The organism is Vibrio sp. 10N.247.311.51 (assembly GCF_041467855.1).
Taxonomy (GTDB): domain Bacteria; phylum Pseudomonadota; class Gammaproteobacteria; order Enterobacterales; family Vibrionaceae; genus Vibrio; species Vibrio coralliirubri.
In genome coordinates this window covers 45067-67583 of the sequence record NZ_JBFSVK010000011.1, presented here as the reverse complement: position 1 = coordinate 67583, position 22517 = coordinate 45067, and the positions used below count along the sequence as shown (strand labels likewise).

17 protein-coding genes are annotated in these 22517 nt (G+C 44.4%); 10 read left to right on the top strand and 7 right to left on the bottom strand.

From position 1 onward, the window contains the following. Window positions 1-25: 25 nt before the first annotated feature. Window positions 26-760: an RNA methyltransferase gene (locus AB6E85_RS12160; protein WP_372142816.1), complete on the bottom strand. Its 735-nt coding sequence runs from the start codon at window positions 758-760 to the stop codon at window positions 26-28. Between the two features lie 175 nt (window positions 761-935). After that, entirely contained in the window at window positions 936-1988 is a 1053-nt protein-coding gene (locus AB6E85_RS12155; protein WP_372142814.1) for an aldo/keto reductase, read from the bottom strand. Window positions 1989-2855: 867 nt separating this feature from the next. Here AB6E85_RS12155 and pepT point away from each other — a divergent pair. The 3 genes from pepT to AB6E85_RS12140 all read left to right on the top strand — a co-directional run bounded on the left by pepT (window position 2856) and on the right by AB6E85_RS12140 (window position 5611). Further along, a complete protein-coding gene (pepT, locus tag AB6E85_RS12150) occupies window positions 2856-4088 on the top strand; it encodes a peptidase T (protein ID WP_065676874.1) in 1233 nt (410 codons plus the stop codon). Window positions 4089-4164: 76 nt separating this feature from the next. Further along, window positions 4165-4632: a DM13 domain-containing protein gene (locus tag AB6E85_RS12145; RefSeq protein ID WP_081230873.1), complete on the top strand. Its 468-nt coding sequence runs from the start codon at window positions 4165-4167 to the stop codon at window positions 4630-4632. 136 nt (window positions 4633-4768) lie between these two features. Beyond that, window positions 4769-5611 carry a mechanosensitive ion channel family protein gene (locus tag AB6E85_RS12140; RefSeq protein WP_050647866.1) on the top strand — a complete coding sequence of 281 codons (843 nt, stop codon included), beginning with the start codon at window positions 4769-4771 and terminating at the stop codon, window positions 5609-5611. 130 nt (window positions 5612-5741) lie between these two features. Here the strand turns inward: AB6E85_RS12140 and AB6E85_RS12135 are convergent, their stop codons facing one another. Continuing rightward, window positions 5742-6185: a dCMP deaminase family protein gene (locus AB6E85_RS12135; protein WP_004737813.1), complete on the bottom strand. Its 444-nt coding sequence runs from the start codon at window positions 6183-6185 to the stop codon at window positions 5742-5744. 259 nt (window positions 6186-6444) lie between these two features. Here AB6E85_RS12135 and AB6E85_RS12130 point away from each other — a divergent pair, with 259 nt between their 5' ends. The 3 genes from AB6E85_RS12130 to AB6E85_RS12120 all read left to right on the top strand — a co-directional run bounded on the left by AB6E85_RS12130 (window position 6445) and on the right by AB6E85_RS12120 (window position 11765). Then, window positions 6445-7581, top strand: a complete 1137-nt coding sequence (locus AB6E85_RS12130; RefSeq protein ID WP_372142811.1) for an efflux RND transporter periplasmic adaptor subunit — start codon at window positions 6445-6447, stop codon at window positions 7579-7581. 11 nt (window positions 7582-7592) lie between these two features. Further along, entirely contained in the window at window positions 7593-10745 is a 3153-nt protein-coding gene (locus AB6E85_RS12125) for an efflux RND transporter permease subunit (RefSeq protein ID WP_372142809.1), read from the top strand. A 333-nt stretch (window positions 10746-11078) separates the two neighbouring features. Beyond that, a complete protein-coding gene (locus AB6E85_RS12120; RefSeq protein ID WP_017059493.1) occupies window positions 11079-11765 on the top strand; it encodes a MaoC family dehydratase in 687 nt (228 codons plus the stop codon). A 76-nt stretch (window positions 11766-11841) separates the two neighbouring features. On the opposite strand, the gene AB6E85_RS12115 is transcribed toward AB6E85_RS12120, so the two are convergent. Beyond that, window positions 11842-12657: a phosphate ABC transporter substrate-binding protein gene (locus AB6E85_RS12115; protein ID WP_048610785.1), complete on the bottom strand. Its 816-nt coding sequence runs from the start codon at window positions 12655-12657 to the stop codon at window positions 11842-11844. 253 nt (window positions 12658-12910) lie between these two features. On the opposite strand from AB6E85_RS12115, the gene AB6E85_RS12110 reads away from it, so the two are divergent. Next, window positions 12911-13273, top strand: a complete 363-nt coding sequence (locus AB6E85_RS12110) for a DUF3024 domain-containing protein (protein ID WP_248402020.1) — start codon at window positions 12911-12913, stop codon at window positions 13271-13273. Between the two features lie 238 nt (window positions 13274-13511). Here AB6E85_RS12110 and AB6E85_RS12105 read toward each other — a convergent pair whose 3' ends face one another. After that, window positions 13512-14342 carry a helix-turn-helix domain-containing protein gene (locus AB6E85_RS12105; protein WP_372142807.1) on the bottom strand — a complete coding sequence of 277 codons (831 nt, stop codon included), beginning with the start codon at window positions 14340-14342 and terminating at the stop codon, window positions 13512-13514. 188 nt (window positions 14343-14530) lie between these two features. Continuing rightward, a complete protein-coding gene (gene rnb, locus AB6E85_RS12100) occupies window positions 14531-16537 on the bottom strand; it encodes an exoribonuclease II (protein WP_372142805.1) in 2007 nt (668 codons plus the stop codon). A gap of 308 nt (window positions 16538-16845) precedes the next feature. Here rnb and AB6E85_RS12095 point away from each other — a divergent pair, with 308 nt between their 5' ends. Both AB6E85_RS12095 and AB6E85_RS12090 read left to right on the top strand, forming a co-directional pair. Next, a complete protein-coding gene (locus AB6E85_RS12095; RefSeq protein ID WP_080582207.1) occupies window positions 16846-18915 on the top strand; it encodes a DEAD/DEAH box helicase in 2070 nt (689 codons plus the stop codon). A gap of 723 nt (window positions 18916-19638) precedes the next feature. Then, window positions 19639-20832, top strand: a complete 1194-nt coding sequence (locus tag AB6E85_RS12090) for an acetate/propionate family kinase (RefSeq protein WP_268672330.1) — start codon at window positions 19639-19641, stop codon at window positions 20830-20832. A 173-nt stretch (window positions 20833-21005) separates the two neighbouring features. On the opposite strand, the gene AB6E85_RS12085 is transcribed toward AB6E85_RS12090, so the two are convergent. Further along, window positions 21006-21221 carry a hypothetical protein gene (locus AB6E85_RS12085; RefSeq protein WP_017067490.1) on the bottom strand — a complete coding sequence of 72 codons (216 nt, stop codon included), beginning with the start codon at window positions 21219-21221 and terminating at the stop codon, window positions 21006-21008. A gap of 171 nt (window positions 21222-21392) precedes the next feature. Between AB6E85_RS12085 and AB6E85_RS12080 the strand changes: the two genes are divergently transcribed. Beyond that, window positions 21393-22442, top strand: a complete 1050-nt coding sequence (locus tag AB6E85_RS12080; protein ID WP_372142803.1) for a cysteine synthase A — start codon at window positions 21393-21395, stop codon at window positions 22440-22442. The last annotated feature ends 75 nt before the right edge of the window (window positions 22443-22517 follow it).

The following is a 22517-nucleotide window of genomic DNA, read 5'->3' as shown; positions in this document are numbered from 1 at the left end:
GGCTAGTTGTTTATTCTTGAGTCGATTAACTATGCTGACGACGCATGTTGTCGAGAATAATGCCTGTCGCCATTGCAACGTTCAAAGACTCTGCGCCACCGAATGCTGGAATGGTAATCTTATCAGTCACGTATTTAGTCGCATGTTCACGAATACCGTGAGATTCGCTGCCCATCAACAAAATACCGTTGGCAGTAAACTCAGTATTATGAACACTTTCGCCTTCTAAAAATGCGCCGTAAACCGGTAGGTTCGCTTGCTCTAAGTAAGCGGGTAAGTCAGTTTGGCTTACGTGTACTCGGCCAAAGCTGCCCATAGTCGCGCTGATCGTTTTAGGGTTGTATGGGTCTGCGCAATCGCTGCTCGCAACAATATGCTTGATGCCATACCAGTCTGCGACACGAATAATCGTACCTAGGTTGCCAGGGTCTGAAACGCCATCAAGTGCAATCATCAGTCCTGTTGCTTCTGGTAGTTCAAACGTTGGGATCTCAACAACCGCAATCGCTGCGTTGTTACTGACCAAAGTGCTCGCTTTGGTTAGATCATCCAGCGAGGCTTCAACACAATCAAACTCAATCAGTGAAGCATGATTTTCAGATAAGAAATCAGCGGTAGCAAAGACGTTCTTCACCACTAAGTCACTATTGAACAGCTCAAGAACGTTCTTTTCACCTTGAACTAGAAACAGGCCGTGGGCTTTACGTTGTTTCTTTTGACCCAAAGCACGAAGGAGTTTTAATTGGTTTTTTGAAATCATGTTTTTATCCTAGATATAAGCCCGCGCATTATAGAGCAAAGGTTGGCGAACCAAAAGCGTGATGACTCAATGCGATCCATATAAAAAGCAAAAGCGATCCACTTAAAAAAGAAAAGCGCACTAAATAGCGCGCTCTTATGGGATTTACTTACCTAAGTTAAGCTGAACTGACAGCCTAATACGGAGCCGGGTAGCGCTTAAAGACTGTGTTGATATCAGTTAGGATCTCTTCTGATAACGGTTTACTGAAAGCGGCTACGTTCTCTTTTAGCTGCTCCATGGTCGTTGCACCAATGATGGTGGACGTCACCCCATCAACTTGATTACACCAAGCCAATGCCAGTTGGCTCGGAGTGAACCCATGAGCATTCGCCACTTCAACATAGCCTTTAACCGCTTCATTGGCAGATTCAGTATCACGAAAAATGCCTTTACGTTGCATGTAAGTCCAACGGCTGCCTTCCGGTCTTGCGCCATCGATGTACTTTCCACTCAACATGCCTGCAGCTAAAGGTGACCATGGCAGGTAAGCGACATCTTCATGCACACAGTTCTCAATCAGATATGGCCAGTCTTTTGCGTGCAGTAGGCTAAATTCATTCTGAATCGAAACCATACGTGGCAAATCGTGTTTTTCACTCAGCTTGAGGTAAGTGTTAATGCCCCAAGTAGAATCATCTGAAAGTCCGACATGGCGAATTTTCCCCGCCTTAATGCAGCTTGCCAGTGCTTGTAGGATTTCCAACATCTCAGCTTCATGCTGCTTTCGGTCAATATCACTGAATCGAATGTGATTCGGGAAATGCTTACCAAAGTGAGGCGTTGTGCGATTTGGCCAGTGAAGTTGGTAAAGGTCGATATAGTCTGTTTGTAGGCGTTTTAATGACGCATCAACCGCGGCGATCACAGCTTCACCGGTTATCGGGCCACCATCTCGAACCCAAGGAAGCCCAGGCCCGGCAATTTTGCTCGCAATGATCAACTCTTGTCGACGCTGTGGGTTACGCGATAACCACTTACCAATGATCGCTTCTGTTTTTCCGTAGGTATCTGGAGAAGGTGGAACTGCGTACATCTCTGCAGTATCGATAAAGTTAATACCTTGGCTTAATGCGTACTCAATCTGTTGGTCGGCTTGCTGTTGCGTATTTTGTAGCCCCCAAGTCATGCTGCCAAGACAGATACGGGAAACGGGAATTTGACTACTTCCTAGCTTTGAATATTCCATTGAATTCGGGGTTCCTGTGGTTAGGTTCTCTGGTACTCGCATTATAGTTTTGAAAAGAGGGCGAGTGAGGAATGAAAACGAATATGAATTATTAGCACAAAATGACACGACAAGGTATGGCATCGGGGAGTTTAGTGAGTCATTTCTCAGCGCTGCAAGCTAGGGTGTGTAATGCGTGAAAATACATTCGCGAGAAACTATGAGCCAAACGGTGAGCGAAAATTGAAGAACAACAAGCAATGAGCGAAGGTTTAATGTTCAGCTTTTTTGGGAGTGAGGGAGAGGAGAACAGATTAAAAATAAAAAAAGCTCTACAGGATAGAGCGTAGAGCTTTTTTATAGGGGTCTTGATAGTGCTAGGTATTCATTGAGTTACGAGGTCGCGTTTGTGTCTAACCCACCCTGGGTCTGCGCCTGTCTTAGAGCTTCCTGCCTTTGAACTTCTTTCTCAGTTAATACTGGTCGAAGCGTTTCCTCAGAGGCTTGAGGAGAGAAAATGAAATATTTATTAATCGTCATAACTGTGTCTCCGTGTAACGTATGACAGATTCTGCATCAAGGATAAATTGTGATCATCATCCACTTTGTACTTTTGTTAGGCTGAGATCGGAGGGCGTAGAATGCGTACAAAGCGATCTCTTATCATCCGTATGCAATGTTGAACTGACGAAACCCTCTGTTTTCAAGTATAGGAAGCGCATCAAATTTCGCACAATAATGATTTAGAGCAATTACATACATGGTCAGGGGCGTAAGATGAAAAACTTCGCTACTGACTCTGCGTTCGTATGTTTCTAAAAATACATCGCTTATCGGCATAATAATTAGGTCAGTAAATCAATTACTTAATCCATGGTGAGATGAATTATGGAAAAGCTTGTAGAACGTTTTCTGAATTACGTTACTTTTGATACCAAATCCGATCCTTCTAATCAGCAATGCCCAAGTTCACCGGGTCAAATTACCTTTGCTGAAGCCTTAAAGTTAGAATTGGTGGCATTAGACTTAGTTGATGTGTCTTTAGATGACAATGGATACTTGATGGCGAAACTGCCGTCGAATGTCGATTATCCAGTGCCTGCGATTGGCTTTGTGGCACACATGGATACCGCTCCTGACGCATCAGGCGCCAACGTGAAACCACAAGTGATTAAAGATTACCGAGGTGGAACGATTGAATTAGGGGAAAGTGGCGAGAGTTTGAATCCAAGCCAATACCCAGACCTTGATTCTTTACATGGTCACGACCTGATTACGACTGACGGCACAACTCTGCTTGGTGCCGACAACAAAGCGGGCATCGCTGAAATCATCAGTGCAATTGCTTACCTGAAAGCGAATCCAGACATCAAACACGGCGACATCTGCATTGGTTTCACGCCGGATGAAGAGATTGGTCGCGGTGCGAACCTGTTTGACGTTGAAAAATTTGGCGCCGAGTGGGCGTACACCATCGATGGTGGCCCAGTAGGGGAGTTGGAATTTGAGAACTTCAATGCCACGAGCGCTGATGTTATCTGTCATGGCGTGAACGTTCACCCGGGTACCGCAAAAGGTAAAATGGTGAACTCGATGAACATTGCAGCGCAATTCCAATTGATGATGCCTGCGCAAGAAACACCAGAGTGCACAGAAGGTTATGAAGGTTTTTACCACCTGAAATCGGCGGAAATGGGTGTGGCTCGCTCTGAACTGGGATACATCATCCGTGATTTTGAACGTGAGGGTGTAGAAGCGCGTAAGGCATTCATGCAACAGAAAGTCGATGAGCTGAATGAGCGCCTTGAGAAAGGCCGTGTTGAGCTGGTGCTAACCGATAGCTACTTCAACATGAAAGAGATGGTTGAACCGCATCAACATATTATTGAATTAGCAAAGCAAGCGATGATTGAGTGCGATGTTGAGCCAATGATCAAGCCGATCCGAGGTGGTACAGACGGTGCTCGCTTATCTTTCATGGGGCTACCATGTCCGAATATCTTTACTGGTGGCTACAACTTCCACGGTATTCATGAGTTCATTACCATTCAAGGCATGGAGCAAGCGGTAAAAGTGATTGTCGAATTGTCTCAACGTACAGCGACGCATTACCAAAAATAGAGCATCAGAGCGTTATATCTCTTTGTATTTTTGAGAGTATTCAATAATACTCTCTTTAAGCATAAGGGAGTACGCGATGAAAAAGTTAGTTTTACTTTGCACCCACTTAGCCGTGGGTGCTTTTGGTTTTGGGCTGGGTGTTTACGCATTACCTATCTTGATTGAGCCTGACTCTCCTTCTTCGAGTTCTGTTGAAGCGATCAGTGAGCAGGCTATCTACACGGGCGAGTTTACTAAAGATCGACAAGACAGTGACTTCTTGCACTGGGGAGAAGGCATCGTCTCAGTATCTGAAAGTGCGATCGCTTTTGAAGGTGAATTGGCGCCGGGGCCTGATTACAAGGTTTACCTCTCACCTAAGTTCATTGAAACCGAGCAAGCTTTCAATGACAGCAAGAATGAGTTACTGAGAGTCGGAGATGTGAAAACATTCGACCGCTTTATGGTTGAGCTTCCCGAAGGTACTGATCTTAATCGATTTAATACGGTTGTGATTTGGTGTGAAACTTTTGGCCAATTTATTACTTCTGCCAAGATAAAATGATAGCCTTACCAATAGCTGATAAAAGCATGAAATCGAGCGCTCAACAATTGAGCGCTTTTTCATAGCGAAGTTTCCGCTAATCGTGAAAATGCTAATTGTTGTAAAGCTCGTCGTTATAAAGCTAAAGGAATAAGTAATGGAAAAGTTGTGGCAAGTAATTGATTTTCTACTCGCTCATAAGTTTATTTTTAGTGCGTTGATTATCACTATTATTTTAATCATTCGCCGAATCACCTTATCTCAAATAAGAGGTGATGTTGCTTTCCTTAGCGAAGACCAACGTAACTGGATGTCACGAACCAAAAACGGCACATTCGCGATTATTGTTGTAACGTTATTTGTGCTGTGGAAATCCGAAATCAGCGAGTTTGCGCTGTCGGTAACAGCCATTGCTGTTGCTATAGTCGTCGCATCTAAAGAGATCATTTTGTGTTTCACCGGTTCTATTCAGCGTGCGAGTTCTCGCTCATTTAGAATCGGCGACTGGATCGAAGTGGGTAAAATCAGCGGTGAGGTGATTGAGCACAATTTGATGGCGACTGTGATTCAAGAAATCGATTTGTATCATGGGCAATATCATTTCACTGGCAAGACAGCCACGCTGCCTAATAGCATGTTCTTCACTTATCCGGTAAAGAACCTCAACTTCATGAAGCGTTATGTTTATCATAACTTTTTTGTGACGGTGAAAGACTTTGTAAACCTATACCCTATGGTACCGGGTCTTATTGTGAAAATTGAAGAGCATTGCGAAGAGTTTATCGATGTTGCGCGCCGTTACAACGGTGTGATCGAAAAGCACGCTGGCGTTGACCTCCCGGGTTCTGAGCCTCATATCCATATCACAAGCAGTTCGACAGGTGAGCAAGAAGTGCACTTTATGATCTTCTGTCCGACCGAAAAAGCGATTCATTTAGAGCAAGATATTCGTAAAGACTTTATGGAAGCGTACGCGGAAGCATTCCCAACGAACGCTTAGTTTGCTCATGAGTTTATAGTGACCAAGCTATAGCCTCTAAATTATAGCTTCCAAACTATAAGTCCAAATAACAGAAAGCCGAGAGCGATAATATCGACTCTCGGCTTTTTTGTTCTTGCTATCTGTTAGCTTAATCTAGGTCAGCGAGTGGTAACCAATCCACTTGTACACCAGCTTGCTCAAACATATCTTGGCTAACTTTAATCTTGTCGCCCCAGCGAGAAAGGAAATCTTCACTTTGCTCTGGGCAATGTACTGCTGAAATACCTGTTTGGATGATTTTTGCTGCACAGTTTGGACAAGGGAAATGCGTCACCCAGATCTCACAACTGTCCAAATCACGCTTGGCGAATAAGATCGCATTTTCTTCAGCGTGAAGTGTCTTGAGGTACTTCATCTCTCTGTCATCAGTATCCGCACTATCAGACACGCCATGTGGGTAGCCATTAAAACCAACGGAAACAATACGGTTGTGCTTAGTGATTACGGCGCCGACTTGAGTTGAAGGATCTTTACTCCAAGAACCGACCAATTCCGCCATTTGATAGAAACGTTTAGCCCATTTTGAAATCATGAAAATTCCTTAACAATTAAATGTGAATGCTTATCTGCCTGACAATACATTATGTTAGACAATATCCATAGAGAACAAAAGCTGAGAGATTGATTTACTTAGGAATTGTAGCGTGTTTGTAATTACTTTATAAGCACTTGGTTTCAATTAACATATTGATACACTTTAGCTAGTTATAATTGATATTCCTCGGACAATGGTAACGAGTGTGTTACGTAAATTTTATGCTGTTCAAATACTAATAAGTGACGGTATAACCATGCGTAAAAAGTTGATCCTTACGGCTCTTGCAAGCTCTCTTATTCTTGCTGGATGTGGGCAAGATGCTCAAAATGCCAAGCAAGCGCCTCTACCTCTCGTAGCTGTACAGGATGTTAGCGTTGTTTCTCACCAGCAAAGTAAGTCGTATATCGGTCGTATTGAAGCCGTTGAAGACACGGCTATCACAGCGCAAGTTTCGGGCTATCTACAAAGCCGTCATTTCAATGAAGGCCAAATGGTTGAAAAGGGTCAATTGCTTTACTCGATTGAACCTTCTTCGTTTGAAGCCGAAGTAGCAAGCGCAAAAGCGTCTGTTGCTCAAGCGAACGCGAACCTTAAAAAAGCTGAGCTTGATTTTAATCGTGGTAAAAATCTACTCCCGAAAGGCAGTATCTCTCAATCTGAATTTGATGCATTAACCGCAAACTTGTTAGGTTCACAAGCACAGCTTGAAGCAAGCCAAGCACAGCTAAATGCTGCGAATGTTCAGCTTTCTCATACTAAAATCATCGCGCCGTTCTCTGGCCGTATTAGCGATACCAAAGTGAGCACGGGTGATCTGGTTTCACCGTCTTCAGGTGTATTGACTACGTTGGTTAGCCTAGACCCAATCCACGCATCGTTCAGCATCAGTGAGCGTGAGCGTATTGAGCTGGGTATGGACCGCATCGAAGGCGATGGCAGCAGCGACTCTGCAGGTGTTGAAGTTCAGATCATGCTTGAGAACGGTGAAGCGTTCGAACACTTAGGTCAGCTTGACTTCTTGGGCAACCGTATCAACCTCAATACTGGTACGATCGCGATGCGCGCGATTGCTGACAACCCGAATCAGCAGCTACTTCCAGGCCAACACGTTCGCGTTGATCTACGTGAAAAACAACCTATTGATGTTGTGACTATTCCTCGTCGCGCAGTGCAAACTGACCTCGAAGGTGACTTCGTGATGGTATTGGTTGAAGGCGAAGCCGAACCCGTTGCTGAGCGTAGAAACATCGAGATGGGTCGCCAGATTGAAGGTGGCGTGATTGTTCATTCTGGATTAGAGAATAACGACGCGGTCATTACTCAAGGCCTACAGCGTGTACGTAATGGTATGTCTGTTCGTATTCAAGCTTCTGCTGAACAAGCTGAGTAAGGGGACTATTTATGTTAAGTCGTTTCTTTATTCAAAGGCCTAAGTTCGCCCTTGTTATATCCATAATCTTAACGCTGGCGGGTGCGATTTCTCTCGCTATCTTGCCAGTGGCTGAATATCCAAAAATTAGTCCACCGTCGGTTAGTGTTTCGGCATTCTACACGGGCGCAAGTGCTGAAGTGGTGGAACAGGCGATAGCCGACCCCATAGAAACGTCGGTTAACGGCGTAGAAGATATGATCTACATGTCTTCTAAAAGTGCTAACGATGGTTCATACAACCTTAACGTGACCTTTGATGTTGGTACTGATCCAGATATGGCTCAGGTCAACGTTCAGAACCGAGTTGCTCAGATCGAATCGAAGCTTCCACAAGAAGTAAGAATGGTGGGTGTAACGGTTAAGAAGCGTTCTCCGGATCTGTTGATGGTATTGAACTTCTACTCGCCAAACGGTGAGTACAACGACCAATTCCTGATCAACTACGTGAACTTGAACATTAAAGATCAGCTGGCTCGTGTGAAGGGCATCAGTGAAGTTAACGTATTGGGTGGTGGTGAATACGCGATGCGTGTTTGGTTAGATCCTGAGAAAATGGCTAACCTCAATATAACCACCTCTGACGTGAATCGCGCCTTGGCTGAACAGAACGTTCAGGTAGCGGCTGGCCGTATTGGTGCAGCACCTTACGACAACGCACAAGAAGTGCAGTTCAACTTGGTAACCAAAGGCCGACTAGAAACGGCTGATGAGTTTGAAAATGTTGTGCTTCGCGCTAGCCAAGATGGTTCAACGGTTTACTTAAAAGACATCGCACGTGTTGAGCTTGGTAAAAAGTTCTACGACGGCAATGGTAAATATCGTGGTCAAGACGCTTCAATCGTAACGCTGTCACTTCAATCAGACGCTAACGCGCTAGAAAGTGGTAAAGCGGTAATGGCGATGCTGGACAATCTAAGCAAAAACTTCCCTGAAGGCGTTGCTTATGAGGCGAGCTATGACACGACAGTATTCGTTGCTGAGTCGATCAAAGGGGTAGTCAAAACACTTATCGAAGCTATCTTGCTGGTTATTGCGGTAACGTACCTGTTCTTGGGTAGTGCGCGTGCAACCTTGATTCCTGTGGTTGCGATTCCGGTATCTTTGATTGGTACGTTTGCCATCATGCAGATGACCGGTTTCACCATCAACACGGTAACCCTGTTTGGTTTGATACTAGCAATTGGTATCGTAGTAGATGATGCGATCTTGGTTATCGAGAACGTTGATACCACGATTGCTAAAGACCCAACCATTTCACCGCGTAAAGCAACGCTCATCGCGATGAAAGAAGTAACGGGTCCGATCATTACTTCTACATTGGTTCTGTTAGCAGTATTCATTCCAGTAGCGATGCTGCCAGGTATCACCGGCATCATGTATCGTCAGTTTGCTCTGACTATCTGTATTGCGGTTGTTATTTCTTCTATTAACGCTCTAACGCTGTCACCAGCACTGTGTTCATTGGTTCTTAAACAGGGCGGTGGTAACACAGCACGTTGGTACCAAGCGTTTAACCGTGGTCTTGAATCCGTAACCAACAAGTACGGTCAAATTGCAGGCTTCCTTGTGAAAAAGGGTGTTCTACTGTTTACCTTCTTTGTTGTGGCGCTAGCGGCGGTAACTTACTTCGCGAAAAACACCTCTACGGCATTTGTACCTCAAGAAGATAAAGGCATCTTACTGGTTAACGTGCAACTTCCTGACGCGGCATCACTGTCTCGTACAGAAGATGTGACTGAGCAATTGCTAGAGATGGTTGAGCAAGAACCGGGTGTTGATGGCGTAACATTGGTTAATGGCTATGCATTCATGACGGGCGCTTCTGCTTCGAATGGTGCCTCGTTATTTATCAAACTGCATGATTGGGATATGCGTAACGCACTGGACGGTCAACATTCAGCGCAAGCTATCTCACAACGTATTAACGGTCGAGCAGCAACAGAATTGCCTCAAGCGATTGTATTTGCAATGGGACCTCCAGCAGTACCGGGTATGGGGGCAGCTTCTGGTTTTGAGTTCGTTCTTGAAGATACATTAGGTCGTAGCCGAACTGATCTAGCGATGGTTATGAATGACGTGATTGCAGAGGCCGCTAAACAGCCCGAGATTTCACATACATTCAGTACCTTCCGTGCCAATGTACCGCACTACTATGTCGACATTGACCGTGAGAAAGCGCAGCAACTTGGTATTCCGTTGTCGGAAATCTTCCAAACACTACAAGGTAACCTAGGTTCTCTGTACGTGAATGATTTCACCATGTTTGGTAAGAACTTCCGCGTAACCATGCAAGCTGACAGTGAACACCGTAGCAGCATGGACGACCTACAACGATTCCACGTTCGTTCGTCTAATGGCGAGATGATCCCGTTAAGCACATTGGTGACTTACGACCAGATCTTTGAACCGGATGTAGCATGGCGTTACAACATGTACCGCAGTGCGGTGATTCAAGGTCAACCTGCAGAAGGTTACTCAAGTGGTGATGCGATTGCGGCAATGGAACGCGTAGCTGCAGAAGTATTGCCTCAGGGTTATCAGTACGAATGGACAGGCATGGCTTACCAAGAAGTACTAGCAGGTAACCAAGCGATCTTTGCTTTCGCACTGGCTCTGATCTTCATCTATCTGTTTATGGTGGCTCAATACGAGAGTTGGACAATACCGATTGCGATTATCCTCGTGGTACCTGTCGCAACCTTAGGCTCCTTCTTAGCGTTGAATCTAACGGGCACACCGTTGAACCTATATGCACAGATTGGTTTGGTTCTCTTGATAGCCTTGGCCGCGAAGAACGCAATCTTGATTGTGGAATTCGCAAAGGTTGAGCGTGAAGAGAAAGATGCACCGATTGAAGATGCGGCGGTGAAGGGCGGTACGCTGCGTTTCCGTGCTGTGAACATGACGTCTTGGTCGTTCATCTTAGGTATTTTCCCGCTTATCTTCGCTGCGGGCGCAGGCCACGTGAGTCAGAACTCTCTGGGTATTTCACTGATCGGCGGTCTGTTGTGTGTGTTATTGGCGGGTACGTTCCTAATCCCTGGCTTCTACGCATTCGTGCAACGTAAGCGTGAGAAAGCACACGGTGGTAATACCAAACTGGTTCCGCTTGATGACGAATAGGGGATTGAGTGTCTTGTAAGAGTCGTCTCTTACAAGACTAACCCTCGGAAACTAATTCCTTGTAAAAACTAAGGCTTAGCATTGCGCTAAGCCTTTTTTTATTCCACTTATGAATAAAAATGCCTTTTATATAAACAAATGTTTGTTATGTGATAGAGCTAACACTCTAATTTGGGTTTTGTAATAAAATGATGTTTTATTGGTAAGTGTATGTTTAATATGATTTTAACAAGGTTCAGCTAACGGTTGTATGCTCGAAAACATTTGCACAATAGTGTGAAGTGTTTCAAAATTACGAAGTTATATTGAAATTTTTTGTGCATTGAGGTTCTTATGAAAGTCATTGATTTATTTAAACACCGAGGCGATAGCATGTCTTCGCAACACTCAGAGTTTATGCAATGGATGTCTCCAGCTCTTAGAGATTACTGGGGCGACTTTCTTAATCGTACGCAAAATAGCCATTTCTTTGCGTGGGTTCGTGATCACCACAAACCTGCTGTCAATGAAGATGCACCAGAGATGCCGGTAGAACAGCCGATCGTACTTAAGCCAGAAGCACAACTTGTGTTTGATGAGCTTAATCAGCAGATCGGTGAAGTCATCCATACTGGCGACTGGATCAATGTAAGTCAAGACCGTATTAACCAGTTCGGCCTTGTTACTGAAGATATGCAGTGGATTCACACTGAGCCTGAAAAAGCGGAAACAGATTCGCCGTTCAAAACAACCATCGCACATGGTTTTTTAACGTTATCTCTGCTTCCTCGATTGACTGACAGTGTTGACCCTGACAAGTCTCAATTCCCAACAGCGAAGATGGTCGTAAACATTGGTCTTAACCAAGTACGTTTCCCATACCCTGTTAAATCGGGCAGTAACGTTCGTGCTAAAAGTACGCTAACAAAAGTAACGCCAATTAAGAAAGGCCTAGAGATTGAACGCGAAATCCGCGTAGAAATCGAAGGTATTCGTCGTCCTGGCGCTGTGATCGTTTCAGTGATTCAACTTCACTTCTAAACGAACTATATAGATTCCAAAAAAAAGAGAGAGCTTAATGCTCTCTCTTTTTTTTCATAAGATAAAACTCACTCACTTATTTAATGCGAGTGTAGCCGTACTCTTCGATAAGGTCTTGCCCTTGCTTTGACTTCACGAACTTGATGAAGTCTTTGCTCTCGTCAGAAACTGAGTCTGTCTTATGCAGCAACAAGAATGGGCGAGCCAATTCATAGCTGTGGTTAGCAATGTTCTTAGATGTTGGCTCTACGCCTTCAAATGTAATTGCCTTAATCGAACGGTCGATTGAACCAACAGAGATAAAACCAATCGCGTGTGGGTTATGGTTAACAATCGTTTTAACCATGCTGTTGCTGTTTACAACCAAGTTATTTGGGTTGATGTCAGACACTAGACGGTCATTAATGATCTTCGTTAAACCAAGCAAGCTTTCGAAGCTATAGCGTGAACCAGAAGACGCTTCGCGAGTGACAACTGCGATAGGCTGATCTGCGCCACCCACAGCTTTCCAGTTCGTGATTTTGCCTTTGTAGATATCGAACAGCTGCTCACGTGTAACGTTGCTTACAGCATTTGAGCGGTTAGTTACGACAGCTAGGCCGTCAAAGGCAATTGGAAATACCTTCAACTTATCGTCCTGTTCGCGGTCGGTTAAATAACGCGAGCTCATACCGATGTCAGAGACACCTTTATTAACCATGGTAATACCTGCTGTAGAACCAATGCCCTGAACCGCAATATAGTTATCAGGGTGAGTCTTGTTGTACTCCTCAGCTAATACATCCATCACTCGTGATACTGAAGTGGAGCCCGAAATAGTGGTTTCTTGTGCTAAAGCAGCATGAGAAGACAGGGCTAAGGATAAAAGAGAGGCAAGCGCGACTCGTAACATAAACAACTCCTAGTTAATAACATTTGTCGCATATGATAGGTCGGTTATATGACACTTTTGTGAAATTCCATACGCTTGATGTATAGCTGTTCACTTGATGAGTCATAGCTTTTGGGGTTTACGAAAGCAAGATTCGTTTCTGGGAGCAGGGCGGGTATTTTGATTGCGCTTGTTCGCTAAAATGTTTGTTGAGTCCTAAGCTAAGTAGAGGAATTCACTACTTAGAAGTTTCTATGAAGTTACAAGGGGTGTTATGTCCGTTATTCATATCGAACTGAATCGTCTTTTAATTGGGGCTGAGAAGCTCTGTACATCTCGAAATCGCAGTTTACCTGTCGAGCTAGGTAAATCCCTATATGAAGAGTGTGAGGGTGGTGTGCTGTTTTCTCAGGCGCATTATCTACTCGACTCATCTCACAGTGACTATACAAACGAGATCGCCTGCGTGACCTTTGATGAGTCGTTATCTTGTTGGTTAGTGATGGTGCCGCTTGAAGGGGATGTCGAAACCGACTCTGTGAATTGGGGGCCTTATCCGTACCTTCCTAAATCAAAGGATCTTGATGCTATCTTGGTTGAGATAGAAAAAGACCCTAAATCGTATTTCTGGTCATAGTCACTCAGGCTTCACGTTTGCTGGTGGCCTGTTCGTAAAGCTAAATAGTTTATTCCGGAGCTTAATAGCTTAATCTCAAAGCTTAATAACTTAGTCTAAAAGCTGAATCGATGAGTCTCAAAACTCAACCCCAAAGCCAAATGATCTCATCTCACATCCAAGTGGCTTAATATTGAAGCCACTTGGGTTACACCAGTTCCCAACTAAGACGTTCACATCAATCTATTGCTTTGTTTGTTTAAACTTGCGGCTTTACGCTTTGCAGTTGTGCTTGTGCCACTAGCGATCGGAAGTCTTTTGGTGTTTTGCCATGATACGTTTTAAAGGCCGTGCTGAAGTGAGCGGCACTTTTAAAACCGGACTCATACGCGATTTGAGTGATCGACTTATCCGATGTTCTTAGCTGAGTGGCTGCATGAGCAATACGTTTTATCTTTAATAGGTTTGAGAACGACAGATCTTCAGCGGATAAGCGACGTTTAAGCGTAGCCGGTGACATTCCCATGTAACTGGCGAGCGTATCCAAAGAGATATTGTTTTCAATGTTTTGCTCGATGTAATGAATGACTCTTTGGGTCACGGTTAACCTTGAAGCTCGAGCAATAATAGCCAATAGAGCAGGGTACTGTTCAACCATCAAAGACAGCAAGCTTAAGCCTAACTGAGTGAGTGCGTAGTCATTCTGAGACGAAGAGTTGGCGAGTGACATGATGAGATCTTTCAACTGACAGAGCTCAGTATCTGTTTGATTGAACTTAATGTACTTATCTGGGATTCGAGCGGACTCTAAATCGCTGAACTGATTAATGAACTTCTGAAAGATAGCCAAATCTAAATCTAAGCAGGTTGCGCTGAATTCGCCATTTTCAGTGTTAACCGTGATGTCTTTAATCTGACCTGAATTGTAAAGGGTGAAATCTCCCGCTTGCAACGAGGCTTGAGTACCATTGGGTAGCACAAAAGAAATGCTGCCTTTCGATACCATAAAGATACCGTTTTTAGAGGCAGGATAACGTTCTCGTCTCCTGGGAATGAAGTTTCTGAACTGAGTAACTGTGATTGATGACATAGTGAGCTTCTTTGACGTTGTAAATTGATTGCTTATTGATTGTTTTTTTTAAGTATTGTTTAAGCATGAGACATTTACAAAAAAGGCGCTAATAATTAGCGCCTTTAGAAGTGAACCTTTGAAGCTTTTGACCTTGAAAGCTTTGACCTTGAAAGCCGTAACTTTGAAAGCTGTAGCTGTTAAAGCCTTTAAGCTTCGGTTTCGTTTGTCGTTTCAGGCTCGCTAGGCAAGTCCGCAAATACTTGAGTAGGTTTTGCTACTAAGTTACGGTTTTCCTGATTAACTTCTGAGAGAACTACTTCTAAAACGTCTCCCAGTTTGTATACCATTTCTTTATCGATAGATACAGTACCCATATCACCGTTGCACTCTATTCTTTCTTTATTATTAAGAATGAGAGATCCAGGGATAAATGCAGCAGCACCATTTTCAAGTAAACGTACACGCATACCTGCACGGTTAATATCGAAAATCTCAGCTTGGAAACGAGTTTCTTCTGCTGGAGCATTAGCTAGAGTGCGAGCATACAACCAATCGCCAACATTACGCTCAGCCATGCCGTGGTGACGGCGGTGCAGGGCAAGTTCATCACCAATGGTTTCATCTGGTGTTTGAATTGGCGCTTTACCTAAGATGTGTGCTTTCAGCATACGGTGGTTGATCATGTCGCCATATTTACGAATTGGAGAAGTCCAAGTTGCGTAAATATCTAAACCCATCGCGTAGTGCGGTGCAGGCTCATTGCTGATCTCGCTGTACGCTTGGAATTTACGAATACGGTTGTCGTAGTAGCTGTTGTCTAAAGAGCCTAACCAACGACGCAGAGTAGCAAAACCTTCTAGAGAAACGATTTGCTCTTCAGTGAACGGTGTTTCCGCTTGCGGGTTTACCAGTTCAAGAACGTCAGCAACTTTCTCAGCCTTGAAACCAGAGTGGCAGTTAAACACACCTTGGTTGAAGCTTTCTTTTAGTACTCGGCCCGCACAGATGTTCGCGCTGATCATTGATTCTTCAACCAGCTTGTTTGCGCTACGACGCATGTCAGCATGGATAGCAACAACATCGTTATCTTCGCTCAGTTCAAAGCGGTAGTCAGGGCGGTCTGGGAACACAACAGCGTTTGCTGAGCGCCATGCTGAACGTGCTTGAGCAAATTGGTGAAGATCAGAAACAATTGCAGCAATCTCTTCTGATGGTTGCCATTTCTCTGATGCACCTGTCTCTAGCCAGTCTGATACGTTGTCGTAAGCAAGACGAGCATGAGATTTGATGTTTGCAGCGAAGAAGTTAATGTCATCACCGATAACGCCATCTTTAGATACCGTTACTGTGCAGCAAAGTGCAGGACGAACTTCGTTCTCGATCAGTGAACATAGGTTATCAGCAAGATCACGAGGCAACATTGGGATATTGCGACCAGGAAGGTAGATAGTGAAACCGCGCTCGCGTGCCACTTTATCCATCGCATCATCTGGAGAGATGTAAGCCGTTGGATCAGCAATTGCGATAGTCAGTTCAAAATCACCGTTCTCTTTCTTCTTCGCGTAAAGCGCGTCATCCATATCTTTTGTGCTTTCGCCATCGATAGTCACAAAAGGGACGTGCGTCATGTCTACACGTTCAAGATCGGCGTCATCGTTGATTAGCCAGTTGTCGATGCCTTCAGGCTCGCTGTTTGGTAGATCGTTTTGTGCCAGCGTTACCCACCAAGGTGCAATCTTGTCGTCAGCGTCTGTGATTTTCTCAGAGATCTGAGCCAAGAAGCCATTGTCACCTTTTAATGGGTGTTGAACGATATGAGCAACAACCCAGTCACCTTCTTTAAGCGTTTCAGGGTTCAGACCCTTCATTGCTTTCGCTTTAAGTTGCAGTTTCTTCAGCTGCGGGTGATCAGGAACAACGTTCAATCGGCCTTTGAAAAGCTTAACTCGCGCAATAAAGCGAGTAAGACCTTGTTCAACCAATTCCTCAGGCTCTGCTACTTCGCGCTCTTTCTCTGTGCGAATGATGGCAATCACCTTGTCACCGTGCACACATTTCTTCATGTATGGAGGTGGGATAAAGAAGCTTGTTTTGCTATCAACTTCGAGAAAACCAAAGCCTTTTTCAGTGGCTTTGATAGTACCTTCCTTTTTAGGGAGGGTTTCTTGGATTTGCTGCTTGAGCTGAGCGAGTAGAGGATTATCTTGAAACATTTGACTTTTATCTAACGAGAACAATTGAGCACACTATAATCATTGCGAGGCCCGATTACTACTTAAAGCCGAAGAGAGCGTAAATTAATTGCCCTCTTATTTAACTCTATCAATTTGGTCGAACTCTATCGCCCTGACGAGATATTCATCAAGTTTTGACGATATGATAGTCAGTATTGATAGAAAACCGAAAAATATGTGATGTATTTCAATTTTTTCTGGCTTTTTTTATGCGTTTAGGGAATAATCCGCCTCCCTTAGACGTCCCTAATGGCTTGAAGTGTTTTATTACTGCTTCGTAACTCTGAATGGAATCAGTATCTGATTGGATCAGTATTGGAATTGATAGAGCTCCCGGGACCTTTTGTTTACTTATATATAGTGGGATCCCAATGTCCGAATCTGTAATTCAATTTAATGAATTAGCCCTAAACGATAACATTCTTTCAGCTCTTGATAGCATGGGTTTCGTTTCTCCGACTCCAATCCAAGCAGCAGCTATTCCTCTTCTTCTTGAAGGCCGTGACGCACTAGGTAAAGCACAGACTGGTACTGGTAAAACAGCAGCATTCTCTCTGCCTTTACTTAACAAAATCAACCTGAACCAACACAAACCACAAGCAATCATCATGGCTCCTACTCGTGAGCTAGCGATTCAAGTTGCTGCGGAAATCAAAAACCTTGGCCGTGATATCAAAGGTCTTAAGGTTATTGAAATCTACGGTGGTGCTTCAATTGTTGACCAAATGCGTGCTCTAAGCCGCGGTGCTCACATTGTTGTTGGTACTCCAGGTCGTGTTAAAGACTTACTAACTCGTGACCGTCTACACCTAGATGAAGCACACACATTTGTTCTTGATGAAGCAGATGAAATGCTAAAAATGGGCTTCGTAGATGACGTTACTTGGATCCTAGAGCAAGCTCCAGAATCTGCACAACGTGTACTTTTCTCTGCAACTATGCCTCCAATGGTTAAGACTATTGTTGACCGTTACCTACGTAACCCGGCTAAAGTTGACGTTGCTGGTACTAACCACACAGTTGATAAAGTAGCGCAGAACTTCTGGGTTGTTAAAGGCGTAGAAAAAGACGAAGCAATGTCTCGTCTTCTAGAAACTGAAGAAACTGACGCGTCAATCGTATTCGTACGTACTCGTCAAGACACTGAGCGTCTAGCTGATTGGCTATCTGCACGTGGCTTCAAAGCTGCTGCACTGCACGGTGATATTCCTCAGTCTCTACGTGAGCGTACTGTTGATCACATCAAACAAGGTGTTATCGACATCCTAGTTGCAACTGACGTTGTAGCTCGTGGTCTTGATGTTCCACGTATCACTCACGTATTCAACTACGACATCCCATTCGATGTTGAATCTTACATCCACCGTATTGGTCGTACAGGCCGTGCTGGACGTAAAGGTAAAGCGATCCTACTAGTTCGCACTAACCAAATTCGCATGCTTCGCACAATCGAGCGTGTAACTAAGTCTCAAATGGAAGAAATCCAACTTCCTCTACGTGACCAAGTTGCTGCTGCACGTGTTGCTAAGCTTGGCGCTGAACTTGAAACTGAGAAAGAAAGCAAAGCACTAGAAAACTTTGCAGGTCTTATCTCTACTCTTCAAGAGTCTCTAGAAGTTGATGCTGCTACTCTAGCTGCAATGCTTCTTAAGCGTCAGCAAGGTAAGAGCCCACTATTCTACGTTGGCGAAGACCCAATGATCGCTGCTATTGAGCGTGATAAGAACCGTCGCAAAGAGCGTCGTGAAGATCGTGACAACGGCCGTGACGGTGGTGGTCGCAACTTCAATACTCAAGATTGGGATACTTACCAACTACAAGTTGGCCGTGAGCAAGGCGTTCAGGTTAAAGACATCGTTGGCGCACTAGCAAACGAACTTGGCCTAACTAAAGGTTCTATCGGTGCTATCAAGCTAGACCAAGGTTCTACTTACGTTCAACTGCCAAAAGCAATGAACTCTGAAACTGCTGGTAAGCTAAGCAAACTTCGCATTCGTCAAAAAGAAGCTGGCGCTGTAGTTGTTGATTTCAATGACTTCCGTGAGCCTCGTCGTGGCGGCGGCGGTCGTGATGGCAACCGTGGTGGCAACCGTGGCGGTCGTGATGGTGGCGGCTACCGTGGTAACCGTGAAGGCGGCAACCGCGAAGGTGGTAACCGTGAAGGCGGTCGTGGTGGATACCGTGGCAACCGTGATGGTGCTCGCGATGGTAACTCTGCTGGCGGACGTGATGGCGAACGTCGTTTCGACCGTAACCGTGGTGGCGATCACCGTGGTAACTTCCGTGGCGAACGTGGCCATGGTAACGGCAATGGCGGTGGTAACCGTGGTCGTCGTCCAGAGCGCAACGAAGGTTAATCAACCTGTCGCTTAGACGCTTTAGTCTAGACACTGAATTTAAAAGCCGAGCGTAATGCTCGGCTTTTTTGTGCCTGCTATTTGAACTTAAGCTTTGGTTGGTTCGATATATGCAGCCAGCTTACTTTAATCAAGCTTCGTCCATGAAACTAAGCATCGCGCCTAGAACGAATGTTAGTGCCTAAACTTAGCTGTATCGCGTTCTAAGCCTATACTGAAAGAACGTGCTACAAGATGCTAAAACAAAGAGCGAAGGCTATCTAAGCGGCGTTACAGTGCATCTGTTTGTAGAGTTGTGCTCGAAGGCTATCAAAAGAAGATCGGATTACTATTCTCAACTCCAGTGAGCTTTTTGATGAAAACACTGAGCAATTGAGAAATCGAGCAAAAAGTTATCGGTAATGATAAGCAGACGAAAGGGAAGGGGGGTTGTTTTCTAAGCGGATTACCTGCATTTGTCCGAGTCGTTCTAATTAACTGAATCAAGTTAAAAATAACGTGAGCACTCGTTTGCGTCACCTGTTCATTAATTTTCTTATTCAACTATTTTTTAATTTCGCTCTCGAAATAAATAATTTGATGACTAAGATCAACTTAATTGTGTTCATTTAGTGATTTTTTCAAAACAAAAGTTGAAAGATTCAAAAATTATTGAATAATGGACTTAACTAAAATTGAAGTAAACACTTCATCCAATTCGTACTGAAACAGGATCCATATCCAATGTCTAATTCGTTTGTTCTGGTTATTAACTCGGGTAGTTCATCCCTAAAATTTGCTGTAATCGATTCTGTTTCTGGTGAAGCAGTATTAAGTGGCCTAGGGGAGTGTTTTGGTCTTGAAGATGCTCGTATGAGCTGGAAATATCAAGGCGAGAAAACTGAAATTGCCATTCAAGGCGAAGATAACCACCACAAAATTGCCATTGGCAAATTGGTTGGCCTGATGGAAGATCTAGGCTTCACTGCTGATATCGTGGCTATCGGTCACCGTATCGTTCACGGTGGTGAGAAGTTCACTCAAACCGTTCGTATTACTGAAGAAGTAACGAACGAAATTGAAAGCCTATCTGACCTAGCTCCACTTCATAACCCTGCAGGTGCTGTCGGCATCCGTGCTGCGATTGAAGCTTTCCCTTCTCTACCTCAATTTGCTGTATTTGATACGGCTTTCCACCAAACAATGCCACAACGTGCATTCACTGGTGCAATCGCAAAAGAGCTATACACAGACTTCGGCGTACGTCGTTACGGTTTCCACGGTACGAGCCACTACTTCGTTAGCCGTGAAGCTGCGAAGATGGTTAACAAGCCTATCGAAAAATCTAGCTTCATCTCTGTTCACCTGGGTAACGGCGCATCTGTATGTGCAATCAAAGACGGTAACAGTGTTGATACTTCAATGGGCTTCACACCACTTTCTGGCCTAATGATGGGCACACGTTGTGGTGACCTAGACCCAGGCATCATCGAATACCTTCTTAAGAAAGGCTGGTCACAAGAGCAAGTATTTAACTCTCTAAACAAGGAGTCTGGCTTCCTTGGCGTGTCTGGTCTTACGAGCGATGCTCGTGGCATCTTAGAAGCAATGGAAGAGGGCCATGAAGGCGCTAAGCTTGCGTTTGAGGTGTTTACTTACCGCGTATCAAAATACATTGCTTCTTACCTTGCAACGTTAGACTCTTTAGACGGCATCATCTTCACTGGCGGTATCGGTGAGAACTCTCTACCAATTCGTCGTGAGATCCTAAGCAACCTTAAGATTCTTGGTTTCGTTGAAGATGTAGCAGGTAACGAATCTGCTCGCTTTGGTGCTGAAGGCATCATCGCTAAGTCTGAAATGTTAGACGCGGTAGCAATGGTTATCCCAACCAACGAAGAGTTCGTGATTGCTCAACAGTCGGTAGAACTTCTGTAATAGAGTCTAAGAAAACCAGATAATGAAAAGCGAGCCCAAGTGGCTCGCTTTTTTGTGTCTAGTAAAGATGCGTCTGAACGTTTTAACAGGGGGATAGCTTATAAGGCGTTCGTCAAACGGTTTCAGAACAGAGCCTCAATTGCGACTCATCGGGTACTCTGGAAGAACTAAGGTTATTTAGTCCCTGAGCGGTAGTTTGGATCTGTCCAGCATCGAGGTAACTCTTCACCTGACATAAACATCAGTTCGGACTTTTTAAACATCTCGGGGTCTTGCTGTTCTTCACCTGCTTGAAACCGACCTTCGATACTGTCTTGAAATAAGTTGGTTAATTTGGTCATTTCAGTAACATCTACGAGGTCACCGCTTTTTTTCTCTTTTAGAAACATCTTATTTACCCTCAATCTAATCGGTCACTCCTAATTATAATTGTTATTTTGAAAATGAGAGTCTTTTCGATTTCGGCACTCCTTGACTAAGCAGGTGTCAGAGCTACGCTTATGATCATCGACAAATCAATCGATGAACAAATTCATGCTCAATAAATAAATGGAGTCCCGATGTCATCTGCCCGTGTTGCAAACAATCTCAGTGAACTGATTGGTGATACTGATCTTGTTAGAATCAACAGTCTTTCAGAGATCTCAGGTTGTGAGATCCTTCTTAAGTGCGAACATCAGAACCCAGGTGGTTCGATTAAAGATAGAGCGGCCCTTCAGTTGGTTATGGATGCAGTCGAAGCTGGCAAGCTTAAGCCAGGGATGACAATCGTTGAAGGTACCGCAGGAAATACGGGGATCGGCCTTGCTCTAGTCGCTAAATCCCTCGGTTACAAAATGTTGGTGGTGATGCCAAAAGGGCAGGCACAAGAGAAAGAGCGTATGATCTCGCTTTATAACGCTGAACTGTTACTGGTCGACCCTTGTCCTTTTGCAAATCCTGAACACTTTTACCACACGGCCAAGCGGATCGGTGTCGAAAATGAAAATTATTGGTGGGCAGATCAGTTCGAAAATCTCAGTAATTATCGAGCGCACTATTTAAATACTGGACCGGAAATATGGCAGCAAACCCAAGGGAATATTGATGCTCTAGTTTCTGTGGTAGGGACCGGTGGAACCATTGCCGGAAACTCACATTATCTATCTGAGCAGAAACCCAATCTCGAAACTTGGTTAGTTGATCCAAATGGGTCTGGCATTTATTCGTTTCTACGTAATGGACACTATCAATCAACGGGAAGTTCGTTCACGGAAGGCATAGGGATCATGCGGACGGTTGAAAATTTCAGGCAGGCAAAAATCAATCGTGCCATCACGCTTCCCGATCAGGATTTGGTGACGATATCCCGACTTGTTGCGGAGCATGACGGTATTCTTCTAGGAAGCAGTTCGTCATTGAACGTAGCTGGTGCACTATACGCTGCGGCTAGAATGGGGAAAGGAAAAACCATCGTTACATTTAGCTGTGACCTTGCTGAGCGCTCGTATTCGAAGCTGCACAACAAAGCGTTTCTGAAAGAAAAAGAGATACAGCTTAATAAAGAAAACCTTTCTCAACTATGGGCTCGTTATCAAGCCGAAGATGGCAGCATGGTCGTCAACGTATAGTCGCTTTAAGTTAGTAACAGCCAGTGGTCTGCCAGCTCTTTCGTTAGTACTAAAGATCCGGTTAGAACTAAACAT

Excerpts from the sequence above, each read along its gene's own strand:
- AB6E85_RS12160 (WP_372142816.1), bottom strand. The coding sequence starts at position 760 with ATGATTTCAAAAAACCAATTAAAACTCCTTCGTGCTTTGGGTCAAAAG.
- AB6E85_RS12155 (WP_372142814.1), bottom strand. The coding sequence starts at position 1,988 with ATGGAATATTCAAAGCTAGGAAGTAGTCAAATTCCCGTTTCCCGTATC.
- pepT (WP_065676874.1), top strand. The coding sequence starts at position 2,856 with ATGGAAAAGCTTGTAGAACGTTTTCTGAATTACGTTACTTTTGATACC.
- AB6E85_RS12145 (WP_081230873.1), top strand. The coding sequence starts at position 4,165 with ATGAAAAAGTTAGTTTTACTTTGCACCCACTTAGCCGTGGGTGCTTTT.
- AB6E85_RS12140 (WP_050647866.1), top strand. The coding sequence starts at position 4,769 with ATGGAAAAGTTGTGGCAAGTAATTGATTTTCTACTCGCTCATAAGTTT.
- AB6E85_RS12135 (WP_004737813.1), bottom strand. The coding sequence starts at position 6,185 with ATGATTTCAAAATGGGCTAAACGTTTCTATCAAATGGCGGAATTGGTC.
- AB6E85_RS12130 (WP_372142811.1), top strand. The coding sequence starts at position 6,445 with ATGCGTAAAAAGTTGATCCTTACGGCTCTTGCAAGCTCTCTTATTCTT.
- AB6E85_RS12125 (WP_372142809.1), top strand. The coding sequence starts at position 7,593 with ATGTTAAGTCGTTTCTTTATTCAAAGGCCTAAGTTCGCCCTTGTTATA.
- AB6E85_RS12120 (WP_017059493.1), top strand. The coding sequence starts at position 11,079 with ATGAAAGTCATTGATTTATTTAAACACCGAGGCGATAGCATGTCTTCG.
- AB6E85_RS12115 (WP_048610785.1), bottom strand. The coding sequence starts at position 12,657 with ATGTTACGAGTCGCGCTTGCCTCTCTTTTATCCTTAGCCCTGTCTTCT.
- AB6E85_RS12110 (WP_248402020.1), top strand. The coding sequence starts at position 12,911 with ATGTCCGTTATTCATATCGAACTGAATCGTCTTTTAATTGGGGCTGAG.
- AB6E85_RS12105 (WP_372142807.1), bottom strand. The coding sequence starts at position 14,342 with ATGTCATCAATCACAGTTACTCAGTTCAGAAACTTCATTCCCAGGAGA.
- rnb (WP_372142805.1), bottom strand. The coding sequence starts at position 16,537 with ATGTTTCAAGATAATCCTCTACTCGCTCAGCTCAAGCAGCAAATCCAA.
- AB6E85_RS12095 (WP_080582207.1), top strand. The coding sequence starts at position 16,846 with ATGGAATCAGTATCTGATTGGATCAGTATTGGAATTGATAGAGCTCCC.
- AB6E85_RS12090 (WP_268672330.1), top strand. The coding sequence starts at position 19,639 with ATGTCTAATTCGTTTGTTCTGGTTATTAACTCGGGTAGTTCATCCCTA.
- AB6E85_RS12085 (WP_017067490.1), bottom strand. The coding sequence starts at position 21,221 with ATGTTTCTAAAAGAGAAAAAAAGCGGTGACCTCGTAGATGTTACTGAA.
- AB6E85_RS12080 (WP_372142803.1), top strand. The coding sequence starts at position 21,393 with ATGTCATCTGCCCGTGTTGCAAACAATCTCAGTGAACTGATTGGTGAT.